Origin of the sequence: Serratia marcescens subsp. marcescens ATCC 13880, assembly GCF_017299535.1 — a bacterium.
In the GTDB taxonomy this organism is placed as follows: domain Bacteria; phylum Pseudomonadota; class Gammaproteobacteria; order Enterobacterales; family Enterobacteriaceae; genus Serratia; species Serratia marcescens.
Window position 1 is genome coordinate 1,956,495 of sequence record NZ_CP071238.1, and the last position, 17,851, is coordinate 1,974,345.

21 protein-coding genes are annotated in these 17,851 nt (G+C 58.8%); 18 read left to right on the forward strand and 3 right to left on the reverse strand.

Features of this window, described 5'->3' with window-relative positions; all coding sequences use genetic code 11:
• Positions 1-18: 18 nt before the first annotated feature.
• Positions 19-978, forward strand: coding sequence for a 23S rRNA pseudouridine(955/2504/2580) synthase RluC (gene rluC / locus J0F90_RS09260; RefSeq protein ID WP_015377448.1), 960 nt, complete (start codon positions 19-21; stop codon positions 976-978).
• A 6-nt stretch (positions 979-984) separates the two neighbouring features.
• On the opposite strand, the gene J0F90_RS09265 is transcribed toward rluC, so the two are convergent.
• Positions 985-1,566 (reverse strand): Maf family protein, encoded by a 582-nt coding sequence (locus J0F90_RS09265; RefSeq protein WP_065426414.1) that lies wholly within the window; start codon positions 1,564-1,566, stop codon positions 985-987.
• Positions 1,567-1,707: 141 nt separating this feature from the next.
• On the opposite strand from J0F90_RS09265, the gene yceD reads away from it, so the two are divergent.
• The 14 genes from yceD to ptsG all read left to right on the forward strand — a co-directional run bounded on the left by yceD (position 1,708) and on the right by ptsG (position 14,016).
• Positions 1,708-2,229 (forward strand): 23S rRNA accumulation protein YceD, encoded by a 522-nt coding sequence (yceD, locus tag J0F90_RS09270; protein ID WP_004927780.1) that lies wholly within the window; start codon positions 1,708-1,710, stop codon positions 2,227-2,229.
• A 16-nt stretch (positions 2,230-2,245) separates the two neighbouring features.
• Entirely contained in the window at positions 2,246-2,413 is a 168-nt protein-coding gene (gene rpmF / locus J0F90_RS09275) for a 50S ribosomal protein L32 (protein ID WP_004927778.1), read from the forward strand.
• Positions 2,414-2,424: 11 nt separating this feature from the next.
• The gene (gene plsX / locus J0F90_RS09280; protein ID WP_072009673.1) at positions 2,425-3,459 is read left to right on the forward strand and encodes a phosphate acyltransferase PlsX; all 1,035 of its coding nucleotides are present in this window, start codon (positions 2,425-2,427) and stop codon (positions 3,457-3,459) included.
• 6 nt (positions 3,460-3,465) lie between these two features.
• Entirely contained in the window at positions 3,466-4,419 is a 954-nt protein-coding gene (locus J0F90_RS09285; RefSeq protein WP_028128023.1) for a beta-ketoacyl-ACP synthase III, read from the forward strand.
• An 18-nt stretch (positions 4,420-4,437) separates the two neighbouring features.
• Positions 4,438-5,367, forward strand: a complete 930-nt coding sequence (fabD, locus tag J0F90_RS09290) for an ACP S-malonyltransferase (RefSeq protein WP_015377451.1) — start codon at positions 4,438-4,440, stop codon at positions 5,365-5,367.
• Between the two features lie 11 nt (positions 5,368-5,378).
• The gene (fabG, locus tag J0F90_RS09295) at positions 5,379-6,113 is read left to right on the forward strand and encodes a 3-oxoacyl-ACP reductase FabG (protein WP_016928193.1); all 735 of its coding nucleotides are present in this window, start codon (positions 5,379-5,381) and stop codon (positions 6,111-6,113) included.
• Between the two features lie 154 nt (positions 6,114-6,267).
• Positions 6,268-6,504, forward strand: a complete 237-nt coding sequence (acpP, locus tag J0F90_RS09300) for an acyl carrier protein (RefSeq protein ID WP_004719003.1) — start codon at positions 6,268-6,270, stop codon at positions 6,502-6,504.
• A gap of 82 nt (positions 6,505-6,586) precedes the next feature.
• The gene (gene fabF, locus J0F90_RS09305) at positions 6,587-7,828 is read left to right on the forward strand and encodes a beta-ketoacyl-ACP synthase II (RefSeq protein WP_004928734.1); all 1,242 of its coding nucleotides are present in this window, start codon (positions 6,587-6,589) and stop codon (positions 7,826-7,828) included.
• Between the two features lie 144 nt (positions 7,829-7,972).
• A complete protein-coding gene (gene pabC / locus J0F90_RS09310; protein ID WP_033640747.1) occupies positions 7,973-8,770 on the forward strand; it encodes an aminodeoxychorismate lyase in 798 nt (265 codons plus the stop codon).
• A 13-nt stretch (positions 8,771-8,783) separates the two neighbouring features.
• A complete protein-coding gene (gene mltG, locus J0F90_RS09315) occupies positions 8,784-9,809 on the forward strand; it encodes an endolytic transglycosylase MltG (protein ID WP_033640746.1) in 1,026 nt (341 codons plus the stop codon).
• The gene (tmk, locus tag J0F90_RS09320) at positions 9,799-10,437 is read left to right on the forward strand and encodes a dTMP kinase (RefSeq protein ID WP_033640745.1); all 639 of its coding nucleotides are present in this window, start codon (positions 9,799-9,801) and stop codon (positions 10,435-10,437) included. The genes mltG and tmk overlap by 11 nt, the downstream gene beginning before the upstream one ends.
• The gene (gene holB, locus J0F90_RS09325) at positions 10,437-11,444 is read left to right on the forward strand and encodes a DNA polymerase III subunit delta' (protein WP_033640744.1); all 1,008 of its coding nucleotides are present in this window, start codon (positions 10,437-10,439) and stop codon (positions 11,442-11,444) included. Before tmk ends, holB begins: the two co-directional genes overlap by 1 nt.
• A 19-nt stretch (positions 11,445-11,463) precedes the next feature.
• Complete coding sequence (locus J0F90_RS09330) at positions 11,464-12,240, forward strand: metal-dependent hydrolase (RefSeq protein WP_033640743.1); 777 nt, start codon at positions 11,464-11,466, stop codon at positions 12,238-12,240.
• 342 nt (positions 12,241-12,582) lie between these two features.
• Complete coding sequence (ptsG, locus tag J0F90_RS09335) at positions 12,583-14,016, forward strand: PTS glucose transporter subunit IIBC (RefSeq protein WP_016928184.1); 1,434 nt, start codon at positions 12,583-12,585, stop codon at positions 14,014-14,016.
• Between the two features lie 176 nt (positions 14,017-14,192).
• Here the strand turns inward: ptsG and J0F90_RS09340 are convergent, their stop codons facing one another.
• Both J0F90_RS09340 and J0F90_RS09345 read right to left on the reverse strand, forming a co-directional pair.
• Positions 14,193-14,441 carry an ogr/Delta-like zinc finger family protein gene (locus tag J0F90_RS09340; RefSeq protein ID WP_072009672.1) on the reverse strand — a complete coding sequence of 83 codons (249 nt, stop codon included), beginning with the start codon at positions 14,439-14,441 and terminating at the stop codon, positions 14,193-14,195.
• A 45-nt stretch (positions 14,442-14,486) separates the two neighbouring features.
• Positions 14,487-15,641, reverse strand: coding sequence for a phage late control D family protein (locus J0F90_RS09345; protein ID WP_033641443.1), 1,155 nt, complete (start codon positions 15,639-15,641; stop codon positions 14,487-14,489).
• Positions 15,642-15,792: 151 nt separating this feature from the next.
• Here J0F90_RS09345 and J0F90_RS09350 point away from each other — a divergent pair, with 151 nt between their 5' ends.
• Genes J0F90_RS09350 through J0F90_RS09360 form a run of 3 tightly spaced genes read left to right on the forward strand, consistent with a single transcriptional unit; the run spans position 15,793 to position 17,848 of the window.
• The gene (locus J0F90_RS09350) at positions 15,793-16,974 is read left to right on the forward strand and encodes a phage tail sheath subtilisin-like domain-containing protein (RefSeq protein ID WP_033640741.1); all 1,182 of its coding nucleotides are present in this window, start codon (positions 15,793-15,795) and stop codon (positions 16,972-16,974) included.
• A complete protein-coding gene (locus J0F90_RS09355) occupies positions 16,975-17,490 on the forward strand; it encodes a phage major tail tube protein (RefSeq protein ID WP_033640739.1) in 516 nt (171 codons plus the stop codon).
• A gap of 58 nt (positions 17,491-17,548) precedes the next feature.
• The gene (locus J0F90_RS09360) at positions 17,549-17,848 is read left to right on the forward strand and encodes a hypothetical protein (protein ID WP_033640737.1); all 300 of its coding nucleotides are present in this window, start codon (positions 17,549-17,551) and stop codon (positions 17,846-17,848) included.
• Positions 17,849-17,851: the final 3 nt, after the last annotated feature.

The window sequence follows — 17,851 nt, forward strand, 5'->3', positions numbered from 1 at the left end:
TATTTAGAATCCCGCACCATGAAAACGAACAATCCAGCAGTACAATTCATCACGATTTCCGACGACGAAGCCGGTCAGAGAATCGACAACTTTCTGCTCGCTCGCCTGAAAGGCGTGCCGAAGAGCATGATTTATCGCATCGTGCGTAAAGGCGAGGTGCGGGTCAATAAAGGGCGCATCAAGGTTGAATACAAATTGGCGGCCGGCGACGTGGTGCGCGTGCCGCCGGTGCGGGTGGCCGAGCGCGAAGAGACGCCGGTCTCGGCCAAGCTGGATAAGGTGGCCGCGCTGGCCGACTGTATTTTGTATGAAGACGACCACCTGCTGATCCTCAACAAGCCTTCCGGCACCGCAGTGCACGGCGGCAGCGGCCTGAGCTTCGGCGTGATCGAAGGGCTGCGCGCGCTGCGCCCGGAGGCTCGTTTCCTTGAACTGGTGCACCGGCTCGATCGCGATACCTCCGGCGTGCTGTTGGTGGCCAAGAAGCGTTCCGCGCTGCGTTCGCTGCATGAGCAACTGCGGCTGAAAGGCATGCAGAAAGATTATCTGGCGCTGGTGCGCGGCCAATGGCAATCGCACTGCAAGGCCGTACAGGCGCCGCTGCTGAAAAATATTTTGCAAAGCGGTGAACGCATCGTGCGCGTCAACAGCGAAGGCAAGCCTTCGGAAACCCGCTTCAAGGTGGAGGAGCGTTACGAATTCGCCACCCTGGTGAAGGCTAGCCCAATCACCGGGCGTACCCACCAGATCCGCGTGCACACTCTGCATGCCGGGCACCCGATCGCCTTTGACGACCGCTATGGCGACCGCGAGTTCGATCGCCAACTGGCGGGTACCGGCCTGAAGCGGCTGTTCCTGCACGCCGCGGCGCTGCGCTTCGAGCATCCGGCCACCGGCGAAACGATGCGCATCGAAGCGCCGATGGACGAAGAGCTGCGCCACTGTCTGCAGGTGCTGCGCCGGCAGGCGGCCAAGTAATCTGCGTCACCCCAGCGGGTTGATGCCTTCAGCCCGCAACATCTCCAACAGCGCGATCAACGGCAGGCCGATCAGGGCGTTCGGATCCCGGCCTTCCAGCCTGTCGAACAGCGCGATCCCCAATCCCTCGCTCTTGAAACTGCCTGCGCAGTTCAGCGGTTGCTCCAGACGCACATAGGCGGCGATCTCCGCTTCGCTCAGCGCGCGAAAATGCACGTGAAACGGCTCGCACAAGGCTTGCAGCTGCTTGCTGCGGCCGTTGTACAGCGCCAGGCCGGTATAGAAAGTCACGGCTTGGCCACTGGCCTGCCGCAGCTGCGCCCGGGCGTTTTCCTCGGTATGGGGCTTGCCGGTGATGTTGCCATCGATCACGCAGACCTGATCGGAGCCGATGATCAGATGCTCGGGATAGGCGAGGGCCAACGCCTGAGCCTTCGCCGCCGCCAGGCGCAGCACCAGCGCTTCCGCGCTTTCGCCGGGCAAGGGGGTTTCATCCACCTCCGGCGCGGCGCAGTCGAACGGCAGCTGCAGCTTCTCCAGCAGCATTTTTCGATAGGGGGAGGTGGAGGCTAAAAGCAATCTCTGCATAATTTTTTTCGCAAACCGTAGCGTAAATGGGTACGGCATTTTAAACTGTCGGCCGCTGTGGAAGCGAATATTGGTGAAAGGAGCCGTTTTACGGCCTTTTTCTTTGACTCTATGTCGTTACAAAGTTAATATGCGCGCCCTATGCAAAAGGTAAAATTACCCTTGACCATTGATGCGGTACGTACCGCTCAGAAACGCCTGGACTATGCTGGTGTCTATGCGCCTGAGCAGGTTACTCGTGTTGCCGACTCCGTGGTCAGTGTGGACAGTGATGTCGAGGTGTCGTTGTCGTTTAATATCGACAATCAACGCCTCGCGGTGATAACAGGGCATGCGGACGTCACGGTAACGTTGATGTGCCAACGCTGTGGAGTCCCGTTCGAACATCAGGTTCACACAACATATTGTTTTAGCCCGGTCGTCAATGATGAGCAGGCTGAGGCATTACCGGAAGCGTACGAACCGATCGAAGTTGACGAGTTTGGCGAAGTCGATCTGTTGGCAATGATTGAAGACGAAATTATTCTTTCACTGCCTGTCGTTCCGGTACATGAATCTGAACACTGTGAAGTGTCCGAAGCGGACATGGTATTTGGCCAACTGCCTCCTGAGGCGGAGAAACCGAATCCGTTTGCCGTATTAGCCAGTTTAAAGCGTAAGTAATTGAGGAGTAAGGTCCATGGCCGTACAACAGAATAAACCAACCCGTTCCAAGCGTGGCATGCGTCGTTCTCACGATGCTCTGACCACGACTACTCTGTCTGTAGACAAAGTATCCGGTGAAACTCACCGTCGTCACCACATCACTGCCGACGGTTTCTACCGCGGTCGCAAGGTTATCGGCTAAGTAGCGATACCTTGACTCGTCTAACCCTGGCGTTAGATGCAATGGGCGGGGACTTCGGTCCCTGCGTCACAGTGCCTGCTTCGTTGCAGGCACTGGCCTCTAATTTACAGCTTCATCTCCTGCTGGTCGGCAATCCCGACGTCATCTCTCCCTTGCTTGCCCACGCCGATCCGGTTCTTCTGGAGCGTCTGCAAGTCGTGCCCGCCGAGTCCGTGATCGCCGGCGACGCCAAACCTTCACAAGCGATACGCGCCAGCCGCGGCACGTCGATGCGCATTGCGCTCGAGCAGCTCAGCAGCGGAAACGCGCAGGGGTGCGTCAGCGCCGGCAATACCGGTGCGCTGATGGGATTGGCGAAGCTGTTGGTCAAGCCGCTGGAAGGCATCGAGCGCCCGGCGCTGATGACGGCGATCCCGAATCAGCAACGCAGCAAAACCGTGGTGCTGGATCTCGGCGCCAACGTCGAGTGCGACAGCACCATGCTGGTGCAGTTTGCCGTGATGGGGGCGGTGATGGCGGAAGAGGTGATCGGCATTGCGCAACCGCGGGTGGCGCTGCTGAATATTGGCGAAGAAGAGACCAAAGGCCTGGATAATATCCGCGAAGCGGCCACTGTGCTAAAAAATACTCCGGCAATCAACTATATTGGTTACCTGGAAGGAAACGAACTGCTCACCGGCAAGACCGACGTGTTGGTTTGCGATGGCTTCGTGGGCAACGTCACCCTGAAAACCATGGAAGGGGTGGTCAGGGTGTTCTTATCGCTGTTGAAATCGTCCGGCGACGGAAACAAGCGAGCGTGGTGGTTGAAATTGTTGGGCCGTTGGTTGCAAAAACGGGTGGTTAAGCGGTTCGGCCACCTGAACCCCGACCAGTATAATGGCGCATGTCTGTTAGGATTGCGCAGCACCGTAGTCAAGAGCCACGGCGCTGCGAACCCTCACGCGTTTGCAGTCGCAATCGAACAGGCTGTGCAGGCGGTGCAGCGGCAAGTCCCGGAAAGGATTGCTGCGCGCCTTGAGGCTGTATTACCTAAGAGTGACTGATCGTACATGTATACAAAGATTCTCGGTACGGGGAGTTATTTGCCCGTACAAGTGCGCACCAATGCTGATTTGGAAAAAATGGTGGATACCTCTGACGAATGGATCGTCACGCGTACCGGTATCCGCGAACGTCGCATCGCCGCTGCGGATGAAACCGTTGCGACGATGAGCTTCCAGGCCGCTGAGAACGCGCTGGAAATGGCAGGTGTGGCTAAAGAAGACATTGGGCTTATCATCGTGGCGACCACCACGACCACTCACGCGTTCCCGAGCGCGGCGTGCCTGGTGCAGCAAATGCTGGGCATCAAAGACTGCGCGGCGTTCGATCTGGCTGCGGCCTGCGCCGGCTTTACTTATGCGCTCAGCGTGGCCGATCAGTACGTGAAAAACGGCGCGGTCAAACATGCGCTGGTTATCGGCGCGGACGTCTTGTCGCGCACGCTCGATCCTGAAGATCGCGGCACCATCATCCTGTTTGGCGATGGCGCGGGTGCGGTGGTGCTTGGGGCGTCTGAAGAGCCGGGCATTCTGTCTACCCATCTGCATGCCGACGGCAGCTACGGCAACCTGCTGACGCTGCCGTACAAGGATCGCCAGAATCAAGACAAGCCGGCCTATGTCACCATGGCGGGCAACGAAGTCTTCAAGGTTGCGGTCACCGAACTGGCGCGCATCGTCGACGAGACGTTGCAGGCCAACAACATGGACCGCAGCGAGCTGGATTGGCTGGTGCCGCACCAGGCCAACCTGCGCATCATCAGCGCAACGGCGAAAAAACTGGGCATGGGGATGGACAAAGTGGTGGTGACGCTCGATCGTCACGGCAACACCTCTGCCGCCTCGGTGCCTTCCGCACTGGACGAAGCCGTGCGCGACGGGCGAATTCAGCGTGGTCAACTGGTGCTGTTGGAAGCCTTCGGCGGCGGCTTTACCTGGGGCTCGGCGCTGGTTCGTTTCTGATTTGGACAGGAAGAAAAAATGACGCAATTTGCTTTTGTTTTCCCGGGCCAGGGGTCGCAGACCGTTGGCATGCTGGCCGAGTTGGCCGCACAGTTCCCGATCGTCGAAGAAACCTTCGGCGAGGCTTCTTCCGCCCTGGGTTACGACCTGTGGCAGCTGGTGCAGCAAGGTCCGGCGGAAGAACTGAACAAAACCTGGCAGACCCAACCGGCTCTGTTGGCCGCTTCGGTGGCGATTTTCCGCGTGTGGCAGCAGCAGGGCGGTAAAGCGCCTGCGCTGATGGCTGGCCATAGCCTGGGCGAGTACTCGGCGCTGGTCTGCGCCGGCGTGCTGGACTTCAAGGCGGCGATCCGTCTGGTCGAGCTGCGCGGCAAGCTGATGCAGGAAGCGGTGCCGGAAGGCACCGGCGCGATGTACGCCATCATCGGTCTGGACAACGACGCGATCGCCAAGGCGTGTGAAGAGTCCGCACAGGGGCAGGTGGTTTCTCCGGTCAACTTCAACTCGCCGGGCCAGGTGGTCATCGCCGGCAACAAAGAAGCGGTTGAACGTGCGGGCGCCGCCTGCAAAGCCGCCGGCGCCAAACGTGCGCTGCCGCTGCCGGTGAGCGTGCCTTCGCACTGCGCGCTGATGAAGCCGGCCGCCGACAAGCTGGCCGTAGCGCTGCAGGACATCACTTTCAACGCGCCGCAGGTGCCAGTGGTGAACAACGTCGACGTGCGCACCGAAAACGATCCTGAAGCGATCCGCAGCGCGCTGGTGCGTCAGCTGTACAGCCCGGTGCGTTGGACCGAGAGCGTAGAATTTATCGCAGCACAGGGAGTGACGTCGCTGCTGGAAGTGGGGCCGGGCAAAGTGCTGACCGGTCTGACTAAACGTATTGTTGACACCCTGACGGCTGCGGCGGTGAACGACACCGCCAGCCTGTCGGCGGCGCTTGAACAATAAAGAGGAAAATGATGAGCTTCGAAGGTAAAATCGTTCTGGTCACCGGCGCGAGCCGCGGTATTGGCCGAGCTATTGCAGAAACGTTTGTGGCACGCGGCGCCAAAGTGATCGGCACCGCGACCAGCGAGAGCGGCGCTGAAGCGATCAGCAGCTACCTGGGCGCAAACGGCAAAGGGTTTATGTTGAACGTTGTTGATGCGCAATCTATCGACAGCGTGCTGGCATCGATTCGCGCCGAATTTGGCGAAATCGACATTTTAGTGAATAATGCCGGCATCACGCGTGATAACCTGCTGATGCGTATGAAGGATGATGAGTGGGAGGATATCCTCGACACTAACCTGACTTCCGTATTCCGCCTGTCAAAAGCGGTAATGCGCGCTATGATGAAAAAGCGGTTTGGCCGTATCATCACCATCGGTTCCGTTGTCGGCACCATGGGGAACGCAGGGCAGGCGAACTACGCGGCGGCTAAAGCCGGTCTGATTGGTTTTAGCAAATCTTTGGCACGTGAAGTTGCTTCGCGTGGCATTACGGTCAACGTCGTGGCACCTGGCTTTATTGAGACGGACATGACACGGGCGTTGACAGATGATCAACGCGCAGGCATTTTGTCATCAGTTCCAGCCAACCGGCTGGGCGATGCTAAAGAAATCGCCAGCGCTGTTGCATTTTTGGCCTCTGATGAGGCCGGCTATATCACCGGTGAAACGTTACATGTCAATGGCGGCATGTACATGATTTAAAAAATGTGAAAACCATTTGCGTTATTTGAGGCAAAAACCGCAAAATAGCGTAAAATCGTGGTTTGACCAGCCGGGATTTAGTTGCATCTTTTTCAGCATTTTATACACTACGAAAACCATCGCGAAAGCGAGTTTTGATAGGAAATTTAAGAGTATGAGCACTATCGAAGAACGCGTTAAGAAAATCATTGTTGAGCAACTGGGTGTTAAACAGGAAGAAGTTTTGAACAACGCTTCTTTCGTTGAAGATCTGGGCGCTGATTCTCTTGACACCGTTGAGCTGGTAATGGCACTGGAAGAAGAATTCGACACCGAGATTCCAGACGAAGAAGCTGAGAAGATCACTACTGTTCAGGCAGCTATTGATTTCATCAACGCTAGCCAGCAGTAAGAGAACATATCTAGGCGGTCGTTCGACCGCCTAAGTTTTTTCTATCCCTAGTGTCATATTTTTCCCTCCCTGGAGGACAAACGTGTCTAAGCGTCGAGTAGTTGTGACCGGACTGGGCATGTTGTCTCCTGTCGGCAATACGGTAGAGTCCACGTGGAACGCTCTTCTTGCCGGTCAGAGTGGCATCAGCCTGATCGACCATTTCGATACCACTGCCTATGCGACCAAGTTTGCTGGCCTGGTAAAGAATTTTAATTCTGAGGATTTCATCTCTCGCAAAGATGCGCGCAAGATGGACGCCTTTATCCAGTACGGTATCGCTGCCGGCATGCAAGCCATGCAGGATGCTGGCCTGGACATCACCGAGGCTAACGCCACCCGCATTGGAGCCGCGATCGGTTCCGGCATCGGCGGCCTGGGTTTGATCGAAGAAAACCACAGTTCACTGGTTAACGGTGGCCCACGGAAAATCAGTCCGTTCTTCGTGCCATCCACCATCGTGAATATGATTGCAGGCCACCTGACAATCATGTACGGCATGCGTGGCCCAAGCATTTCCATCGCCACCGCCTGTACTTCAGGTGTGCACAACATCGGCCATGCGGCGCGTATCATTGCCTACAATGATGCGGACGTGATGCTAGCCGGTGGGGCAGAGAAAGCCAGCACCCCATTGGGCGTCGGCGGCTTTGGCGCAGCGCGCGCCCTGTCCACCCGTAATGACAACCCGCAGGCGGCGAGCCGTCCGTGGGATAAAGACCGCGACGGCTTCGTGCTGGGCGACGGCGCCGGCATGATGGTGCTCGAAGAGTACGAACATGCGAAAAAACGCGGCGCGAAAATCTACGCCGAAGTGGTTGGCTTTGGGATGAGCAGCGACGCTTATCACATGACGTCGCCACCGGAAAACGGCGCGGGCGCTGCGCTGGCGATGGAAAATGCCCTGCTTGACGCCGGTGTGACCCCGTCACAAATCGGCTACATCAACGCGCACGGCACCTCTACGCCGGCGGGCGACCAGGCGGAAGCGCAGGCGGTGAAATCCGTGTTCGGCGCCGATGCAGAGCGCGTGCTGGTGAGCTCGACCAAATCGATGACCGGCCACCTGTTGGGCGCGGCGGGCGCGATCGAGTCCATCTTCACCGTGCTGGCGCTGCGCGATCAGGCGGTACCGCCAACCATCAACCTGGATAACCCGGATGAAGGTTGCGATCTGGACTTCGTGCCCCACGAAGCGCGCCAGGTCAGCGATATGGAGTACACCCTGTGTAACTCCTTCGGCTTCGGCGGAACCAACGGCTCGCTGATCTTCCGCCGAGTGTAACTCGCGCTGTTGAACGCTGATGAAAAGCCCGGTTTTTAACCGGGCTTTTTTACGCCTGGCGTCCAGCCGTCAGCAGGGCTGCGTATTGCCTCGCCGCCTGCTATTCTGCGAGCGTAATGATATCACCCGGCAACAGGAGGAAGCATGTACTGGATTAACGGACAACGCCACGATGCGCTGGCGCCGAGCGATCGCGGCCTGCAGTTCGGCGATGGCTGTTTTACGACTGCCCGGGTTATCGACGGTAAAATCGAGCTGCTGCCCTGGCATCTGGAGCGGCTGCAGCAAGCGGCGCAGCGGCTGATGCTGCCCGCCACCGATTGGCCGGCTTTTGAGCGCGAGATGGCGCAGGCGGCCGAATCAATTCCGCTCGGCGTGGTCAAAGCGATACTGACGCGCGGCAGCGGCGGGCGGGGTTACAGCCCGACCGGGTGCGAAAACCCGACGCGCATCGTGGCCCGCAGCAGCTACCCTGCGCACTATTTGCAGTGGCGCGAGCAGGGCATTACGCTTGCGCTCAGCCCGGTGGCGCTGGCGCGCAATCCGCTGCTGGCGGGGTTGAAGCATTTGAACCGCCTGGAGCAGGTGCTGATCCGCGCGCATCTTGACCAGACGGCCGCCGACGAGGCGCTGGTGCTTGACACTGCCGGTATGCTGGTGGAATGCTGTGCGGCTAATTTGTTCTGGCGTAAGGGAAAAGCGGTATTCACCCCGGATCTGAGCCAGGCGGGCGTCGCGGGCCTGATGCGGCGGCGAGTGATCGCGCTGCTGGCGGGCTCGGAATACCATCTGCACTGCGTCAGTGAACCGCTGGAGACGCTGGCCGATGCCGACGAAGTCCTGGTGAGCAATGCGCTGATGCCGTTGCTGCCGGTAAACGCTGCGCAATCATGGCGTTATGCTTCACGTCAGCTGTATGATTTTTTGCGTCCACACTGTTAACCATGGCTAATTGATGAAGAAAAGAAAGCTGAAGGTCCTGTCTGTTATTGTTGTTCTGGTATTGGCGCTGTTGTTTTGGGGCTACCAGAAGATCGAACGCTTTGCCGATACGCCACTGGCTATCCAACAAGAAACCATCTTCAAACTGCCGGCCGGCACTGGCCGGGTAGCGCTCGAAGGGTTATTGGTGCGCGATAAATTGGTGCACAATGGCCGCTGGTTCCAGTGGCTGCTGAAGCTGGAGCCGGAGCTGGCGGAATTTAAAGCCGGTACCTACCGGTTCACGCCGGGCATGACGGTGCGCCAGATGCTGAAACTGTTGGCCAGCGGCAAAGAGGCGCAGTTCACCGCACGCTTTATCGAAGGCTCACGCCTGCGTGACTGGCAGCAGGTGTTGCAGCAGTCCAAATACCTGAAACACACCCTGGCGGGCAAGAGCGAAGCGGAGATCGCCGCTGCGCTCGGCATTCCTGAGGGAGAAACCCCGGAAGGGCATTTGTACCCGGATACCTATCAGTATACCGCCGGCATGAGCGACATCGCGCTGCTCAAACGCGCGCACGTGCGCATGAACAAAGCGCTGCAGGCCGCCTGGGCCGGCCGCGACACCAGCCTGCCGTACAAAAAGCCGGAAGAGCTGCTGACCATGGCTTCGATCGTCGAGAAAGAGACCGCCGTGCCGGAAGAGCGCAGCAAGGTGGCGTCGGTGTTCGTCAACCGCTTGCGCATCGGCATGCGTCTGCAGACCGATCCGACGGTGATCTACGGCATGGGCGAAAGCTATAATGGCAACATCACGCGCAAGGATCTGGAGACGCCGACGCCTTACAACACCTATGTGATCGCCGGCCTGCCGCCAACGCCGATCGCCATGCCGGGTGAGGCCTCGTTGCAGGCGGCCGCCAATCCGGCCAAAACGCCATATCTCTATTTTGTCGCCGACGGCAAGGGTGGGCATACCTTCACCACCAATCTGGCGAGCCATAACCAGGCGGTGCGCGTGTACCGTCAGGTGTTAAAGGAAAAGAATGAAAAGTAAATTCGTTGTAATTGAAGGGCTGGAAGGCGCGGGCAAAACCACCGCGCGCGATACGGTGGTCAATGTGCTGCGTGAACATGGCATCAACGATATCGTCTTCACCCGTGAGCCCGGCGGCACGCCGCTGGCGGAGAAGCTGCGCGATCTGTTCAAGCGCGGCATCGACGGCGAATTGCCGACCATCAAGGCCGAAGTCTTGATGCTGTACGCTGCGCGCGTACAGTTGGTGGAAACCGTGATCAAACCCGCCCTGGCGCGCGGCGCCTGGGTGGTGGGCGATCGCCACGATCTCTCTTCACAGGCTTACCAGGGCGGCGGCCGCGGTGTGGATCCGCAGCTGATGACCTCGCTGCGCGACACCGTGCTGGGGGATTTCCGCCCGGATTTGACGGTCTATCTCGATCTGCCGCCGCTGGTCGGCCTGCAACGCGCGCAGGCGCGCGGCCAGTTGGATCGCATCGAACAGGAGGCGCTGCCGTTCTTCGAACGCACCCGCGCTCGCTATCTCGAGCTGGCGGCGCAGGATGAAACCATCGTCACCGTCGACGCCGCCCAGCCGCTGGAGCAGGTGACCACGGCGATCCGCGACTGCGTCGGCCACTGGCTGCGGCAGCAGGAAGGCGCATAATGAACTGGTACCCGTGGCTGAACGGCCCTTATCGCCAGCTGATTGGGCAGTACGCTGAGGGCCGTGGCCATCATGCGCTGCTGCTGCACGCGGCGGCGGGCAATGGTGACGATGCGCTGGCCTACGGCTTGAGCCGCTGGTTGATCTGCCAACAGCGCAACGGCGAAAAAAGCTGCGGCGAGTGTCACAGCTGCCGGCTGATGCTGGCGGGCAACCACCCGGATTATCATGTGCTGGCGCCGGAAAAGGGCAAGAGCAGCCTGGGTATCGAACCGATTCGCCAGGTGATTGAAACGCTGTACGCTCACGCTCAACAGGGCGGCGCCAAGGTGATTTGGCTGCCGCAGGCGGAACAGCTGACCGAGGCGGCGGCCAACGCGCTGTTGAAAACGCTGGAAGAGCCGCCGGAGAAAACCTATTTTCTGCTGGGTTGCCGTGAGCCGTCGCGGCTGATGGCGACGTTGCGCAGCCGCTGCCTGTACTGGCATTTGGCCAGCCCGGATGAACAACTCAGCCTGCAGTGGCTGAGCCGGCAGGCGGCCGGCTCTCAGACGGACCGCCTCACGGCGCTGCGCCTGCACGACGGCGCGCCGCTGGCCGCCGAACAGCTGTTGCAGCCGCAGCAGTGGCAGCAGCGCAGCGCGCTGTGCGCCGCCTTGAGCGCTGCGCTGCCGCAGCGCGATATGCTGTCGCTGCTGCCGGCGCTGAACCATGAAGACGTCGCCGAGCGCCTGCACTGGCTGTGCGCGCTGCTGGTGGACGCCATGAAGTGGCAGCAGGGCGCGCATCACTATGTATTGAATCAGGATCAGCAGCCGCTGGTGCATCAGTTGGCCAGCCTGCTGAGCAGCGCCTCGCTGCAACAGATCGTGCAGCAGTGGTTGAACTGCCGCCATCAGCTGCTCAGCGTGGTGGGCGTCAACCGCGAGCTGCTGCTGACCGAACAGTTACTTCGCTGGGAACAGATGCTTGGCGCCGCCGGCTATTCCCACCCTCACTCGCTGTAAAGTTAAAGAGTTAAACATTATGTTGTTAGTCGATTCTCATTGCCACCTTGACAGTCTGGATTATCAGACGCTGCATCAGAATGTGGACGACGCGCTGGCCAAGGCCAAAGCGCGCGACGTCGGCTATGTGCTGGCGGTCGCCACCACGTTGCCGGGTTACCGTTCCATGACCGAACTGATCGGCCAGCGCAACGACGTGGCCTTCTCGTGCGGGGTGCATCCGCTCAATCTGGAAGAGGGCTATGATTACGCCGAACTGCGTCACCTGGCGGCGGCGGAGCAGGTGGTGGCGCTGGGAGAGACCGGGCTCGATTACTTCTACCAGAAAGACAACCTTGAGCTGCAGCAGGACTCTTTCCGCGAACATATCCGCATTGGCCGGGATCTGAACAAGCCGGTGATCGTCCACACCCGCGATGCGCGCGCGGACACGCTGGCGATCCTGCGTGAAGAGAATGCACAGGACTGCGGCGGCGTGCTGCACTGCTTCACCGAAGATCTGGCCACGGCCGAAGCCCTGTTGGATCTGGGCTTCTACATCTCTTTCTCCGGTATCGTCACCTTCCGCAATGCCGAACAGCTGCGCGAAGTGGCGCGTTATGTGCCTCTGGATCGCATTTTGGTGGAAACCGACTCGCCGTACCTGGCGCCGGTGCCGCATCGCGGCAAAGAAAACCAACCCGCCTATGTGCGTGATGTGGCTGAATACATGGCGGTATTGAAGGGCGTTAGCCTGGAACAACTGGCCGAAGCCACCACCGCCAACTTTTCACGCTTATTTCACCTCGATCTGTGATCTTTGACCTAGGCTATAGCTGTAGGTCATTGTCTGCGTAATTTTTTTTAAGCTCGTAATTAATCACTGAAACGGGTAAGGTTCCCTCCCGTTTCAAGGTGGTTGGCGCGCGTTTTTTGCTCTCTTTTGCCAAAAAAACGCCGGTTTTTGCAAAGTTGCGCGGCTCGATCATCGAAACGTGATTGTCATCAAACATTGCGCAGGCTATTTATTTTACTCTGCGTAATAAATTCAAGGGGTGCTCAGACACCCTGAATTGCAGGGGTTTTTCTCCCCCCCTTGCAGCGCGAATCATCGCGACAAGAAGTAGCAAAGCATTATTACTCAGGAGCACACTCAACTATGTTCAAGAACGCATTTGCAAACCTGCAAAAAGTAGGTAAATCGCTCATGCTGCCGGTGTCCGTGTTGCCTATCGCAGGTATCCTGCTGGGCGTCGGCTCCGCCAACTTTAGCTGGCTACCTGCGGTAGTCTCCCACGTGATGGCGGAAGCGGGCGGTTCGGTCTTCGCCAATATGCCGCTGATTTTCGCCATCGGCGTCGCTCTGGGCTTCACCAACAACGACGGCGTTTCCGCGCTGGCGGCGGTGGTGGCTTACGGCATCATGGTGAAAACCATGGCGGTGGTTGCGCCGCTGGTGCTGCACCTGCCGGCTGAAGAGATTGCGGCCAAACACCTGGCGGATACCGGCGTGCTCGGGGGGATTATCTCCGGCGCCATCGCGGCCTATATGTTCAACCGCTTCTTCCGCATTCAACTGCCGGAATACCTGGGCTTCTTTGCCGGTAAGCGTTTCGTGCCGATCATTTCCGGTCTGGCGGCGATCGTTCTGGGCGTAGTGCTGTCCTTCATCTGGCCGCCGATCGGTACGGCTATCCAGACCTTCTCGCAGTGGGCGGCTTATCAGAACCCGGTCGTGGCCTTCGGCATTTACGGCGTGGTTGAGCGTGCTCTGGTGCCGTTCGGTCTGCACCACATCTGGAACGTGCCGTTCCAAATGCAAATCGGTGAATTCACCAACGCGGCGGGCCAGGTGTTCCACGGCGACATCCCTCGTTACATGGCGGGCGACCCGACCGCGGGCAAACTGTCCGGCGGCTTCCTGTTCAAAATGTACGGTCTGCCTGCTGCGGCCATCGCCATCTGGCACTCGGCCAAGCCGGAAAACCGCGCGAAAGTCGGCGGCATCATGATCTCCGCCGCGCTGACCTCGTTCCTGACCGGTATCACCGAGCCGATCGAGTTCTCCTTCATGTTCGTCGCGCCGATCCTGTACGTGATCCACGCTATCCTGGCCGGTCTGGCGTTCCCAATCTGCATCCTGTTGGGCATGCGTGACGGCACCAGCTTCTCGCACGGCCTGATCGACTTTATCGTACTGAGCGGCAACAGCAGCAAAATTTGGCTGTTCCCAATCGTCGGCATCGTCTACGGTCTGGTGTACTACACCATCTTCCGCGTGCTGATTGCCAAGCTGGATCTGAAAACTCCGGGCCGTGAAGACACCGCTGCCGAGCAGACTGCGCAGGGCGGTTCCGAAATGTCCGCGGCGCTGGTTCAGGCCTTCGGCGGTAAAGAAAACATCACTAACCTGGATGCTTGTATCACCCGTCTGCGCGTCAGCGTGGCCGACGTGTCCAAAGTCGACCAGGCGGGCCTGAAGAAACTGGGCGCAGCCGGCGTAGTCGTCGCTGGCTCCGGCGTGCAGGCCATCTTCGGCACCAAGTCCGACAACCTGAAAACCGATATGGACGAATACATCCGTAATCACTGATTCAGGCAGGGGAGTTATCAAGGGAGGCGAAAGCCTCCCTTTTTTGTGGTTTATTTTATTGAAAAATATAGATTCTATATTTTCAGTGACCACATTTTTACCCATCTAGTTTGCTCTGTGTCTGGCATCTCTATGAAAACAGATGATAAAAAACCCCGCTCAAAGGCGGGGCCGGTTCACAGTGACAGGTTCAGCTGATCACGCCCATAGTGGGACGTGGGGAAGGCGTCTTGCGGGATAAAGTTGGGCGGTAATTCTTCGCGCGGGCCGCGCTTTGTTACCAGTTTTTCAACGCTGTTTAGCGTCGTGAACGTGATACTGCATTCGAAATTCTGACACTGATGATATTGGCGTATCGTCATTTCACTGAGACGGCGACTGGTGCGGGTGCGGGCCATAGCACCGCAGATCGGGCAAACAAACATGATGGCCTCCCATGGCGGGAGTTGAACTCCCCGTTATTATGGCCGTCACTTCTCACTTTCCGCAATCCATTCAGGTATTTTAGCCTCCAGTTCCAGCCGCGTGGTAAAGCCGTTCCCGTCGATCGAATGGCTCGCCCTGGCGATTATCCAATCCTGATTATCAATATCCGTTTTAAATCCCGATACCGTGCCGTGCTGCTCCGGGTATAAATCGGCGCGGCCGTAGGCCAGGGTAAGGGTAAATTCAGCCGCGCCGCGTTTCAGCTGCTGCCATTTTGCGGCCGCGGCCCGTTTGGCGGCCGTTTCGTTATTGTAGGTTTTGCGCAGGACATAGACGTTACCGTCGGCCCCCTCGATGTAATCACCCTCGCGGCTGCTGCTGCGCTGCACTTTCTTTTTCGCCGGCTTGCGGGCCTTCACCGTGACCTTTTTCTTTTTCCCGAATTCCAGATCGAGCCAGTAAGCGCGCACGCCGGTATAGGCATCACGATCGGCAATGCGGAAGGCGTGACGATCGCCGCTGCTACGGGTGATGGCGAAGGAGGGCAGCGCCTTACCGTTGGCGCTGACGCCGCCGCCGGGCAGGATAAACAGCAGGCTGCCATTTTTCACCGTGGCAATGGCGCCCAGCATTTCGGCCATGCGCGTCAGAAAGGACATATCGCTTTCTTGCGTCTGGTCGGCGTGGTCGATCTCCAGCTCCATCAGTTGCTGCGAGATGATGGCTTTCAGGTTGTAGCGCCGGGCGATCGCTGACACCACCCGTTCTACGGTGACGTCATGCCAGGACACTTCGCGCTTGACGTTGAACTCGTCGCGAAAATCGGCACTTCTGGCGGTGATCGTCAGCGTGTCAGGCGGCCCGGTGTGCGCCACTTCATCGACGATAAAAATGCCTTTGTAAACCAGAGCTTCACCGTGCCAGCCCATCGACGCGGACACTTCGGCGCCGCGCGGCGGCAACTGCAGCTGGCCGTCAGTATCGTCCACGGTGATCGTCAGCTCGTCGGCCTCAAAGCCGCGGTTGTCGGTCATCTCCAGCGACAAGACGCGTTCATCCAGCCTGGTCAGCTCCTTGCCGCCAAGCAGGACGCTGAACGCCGGCACGCGCGACAGCTCCGTCTGGTAATCGTTGAACGTGCTGGCGCCGCTACCCAGCAGTGATTTGGCCTTGTCGATCGCGTCAGTAGTCAGTGCCATGGCTCCCCCTTTGGCGCTGATGGTTTCATGCGCGCGCGACGGGGAAAACCGCGCGTTGTTGTCGCCGGCGGATGACAACCAGCGCCGCGTGTTGCGCTGGCGTTTTTCGGCGAATATCACCACGAACTCACAAGCATGATGGCGGTACAATATGACCGACAATTTCTTCCATGGTGCGCGCGTCAAGGAAAACACCGACCTGCAGACCGCGATCAATGACGTTGACTCAACGGTCATTGGTCTGGTCGCGGTGGCGGATGATGCTGACGCAACCACCTTCCCGTTAGATACGCCGGTGCTGATCACGCGGGTAATCAGCGTACTCGGCAAGGCCGGTAAAACCGGTTCGCTCTATAAATCCCTGAAGGCCATTTCCGACCAGGTCAGCACCCGCGTGATCGTGGTACGTGTAGCGGCAGCCGGCACAGAAGACGGCGCAAAAACGCAGTCGCAGCTGATTATCGGCGGCTCCCAGGCGGACGGCAGCTATACCGGCATGTTCGCGCTTTTGACCGCCGAGCAGAAAGTCGGCTACCGGCCGCGCATTCTTGGTGTGCCGATGTACGACACGCAGGAAGTCACCGCACAGCTGCGGGTGATTGCCAAGCAGCTGCGGGCGTTTTCCTACAGCTATTGCGACGGCTGCGAGACGATCGCCGAGGCCAAAACCTATCGCGAGCAGTTTGCCGAGCGTGAGGGCATGCTGATTTGGCCGAACTTCATCGCTTGTAACCCGGTGAGCGGCGAGAACGAAGAGTTCCCAGCGGTGGCGTATGCGCTGGGGATGCGTGCGAAGATCGATAACGAGCAGGGCTGGCATAAGTCGCTGTCAAACGTGGCGGTTAGCAACGTGCTCGGCATCACCAAAGATGTGTTTTGGGCGCTGCAGGCGGAGGACTCCGACGCCAACGAGCTGAACGCCAACGAAGTCACCACGCTGATTAAGCGTGACGGCTTCCGCTTCTGGGGCAACCGCACCACGGACAAAGACGAGTACATCTTCGAGGTGTACACCCGTACCGCGCAGATCCTGGCGGATACGATCGCGGAGGCGCAATTTACTACGGTAGACAGTCCGCTGACGCCGGCAAACGTCAAGGATGTGGTCAGCGGTATCAATGCCAAGCTGCAAGGGCTGGTCACCGCCGGCCGGTTGATTGGCGCCGCGTGCTGGTTCGATATCGTCGATAACCCGACAACCGGCATTCGGCAGGGCAAAGTTGTGGTGCGTTACAACTACAGCCCGGTGCCGCCACTCGAAGATCTGACCATGATCCAGACCTTCACCGATCAATATTACGAAGCGGCCTTCGCGTCGCTGGGAGGGGCATAAGTGGCTATCCCTAAAAAGCTTCGGTTGTTCACGCTGTATGTGGACGGCACCAACCACATCGGCAAGATCCCTAGCGTCACCTTGCCAAAAGTCACCCGCAAGACGGAGGACTATCAGGGCGGCGGCATGCAAGGCGCCGTAGCGGTAGACCTCGGCCTTGACGGCGGCGCGCTTGATGCGTCGATGGTGGTCGGCGGCGTCGTTGAAGAGCTTATCCTCAAGTACGGCGGTGGTATCGACGAAATGCGCCTGCGTTTCGTCGGTGAAATCTACAGCGGCGGCACCAGTTCACTGATGGAAGTGGAGATGCGCGGCCGCATCACCGAAATCGATCAGGGTGAGGCCAAGCAGGGCGATGACACCAACCATACCTACGCCATCAAGAACACCTACTACAAGCTGTCGGTGGATGATAAGGCGTTGCTGGAAATTGACCTGCTGAACTTCATCTACAAGCGCGACGGGAAAAACCTGTACCCCGATCGCATTGTGTCAGCCCTCGGCCTCGGCGGCTGATCGTTAACCCTTAACCTACTTTGAAGGCGGCACGCGTGGCCGCCTGGAGAACATGCACATGTCCGTAACGCTCACCACGCCGATTAAACGCGGCAACAGCGAGATCACCACTGTCACCATTACCGACACCATTAAACAAGCCGGCTCACTGCGTGGCCTGCGCCTGGTCGACGTGCTCAACTTCGACTATGACGCCGTTTCAACACTGCTAACGCGCGTCACCGCGCCAGCACTGACCGCCGCCGAGATCGCCGCGCTGGATACCGGTGACTTTGTCGCGTTCATTGAAGAGATGACGCCTTTTTTGACCAAAGCGGCGCCGTCCGTACCGAACGTGGCGGAGACGGGGAACAAGTAAGGG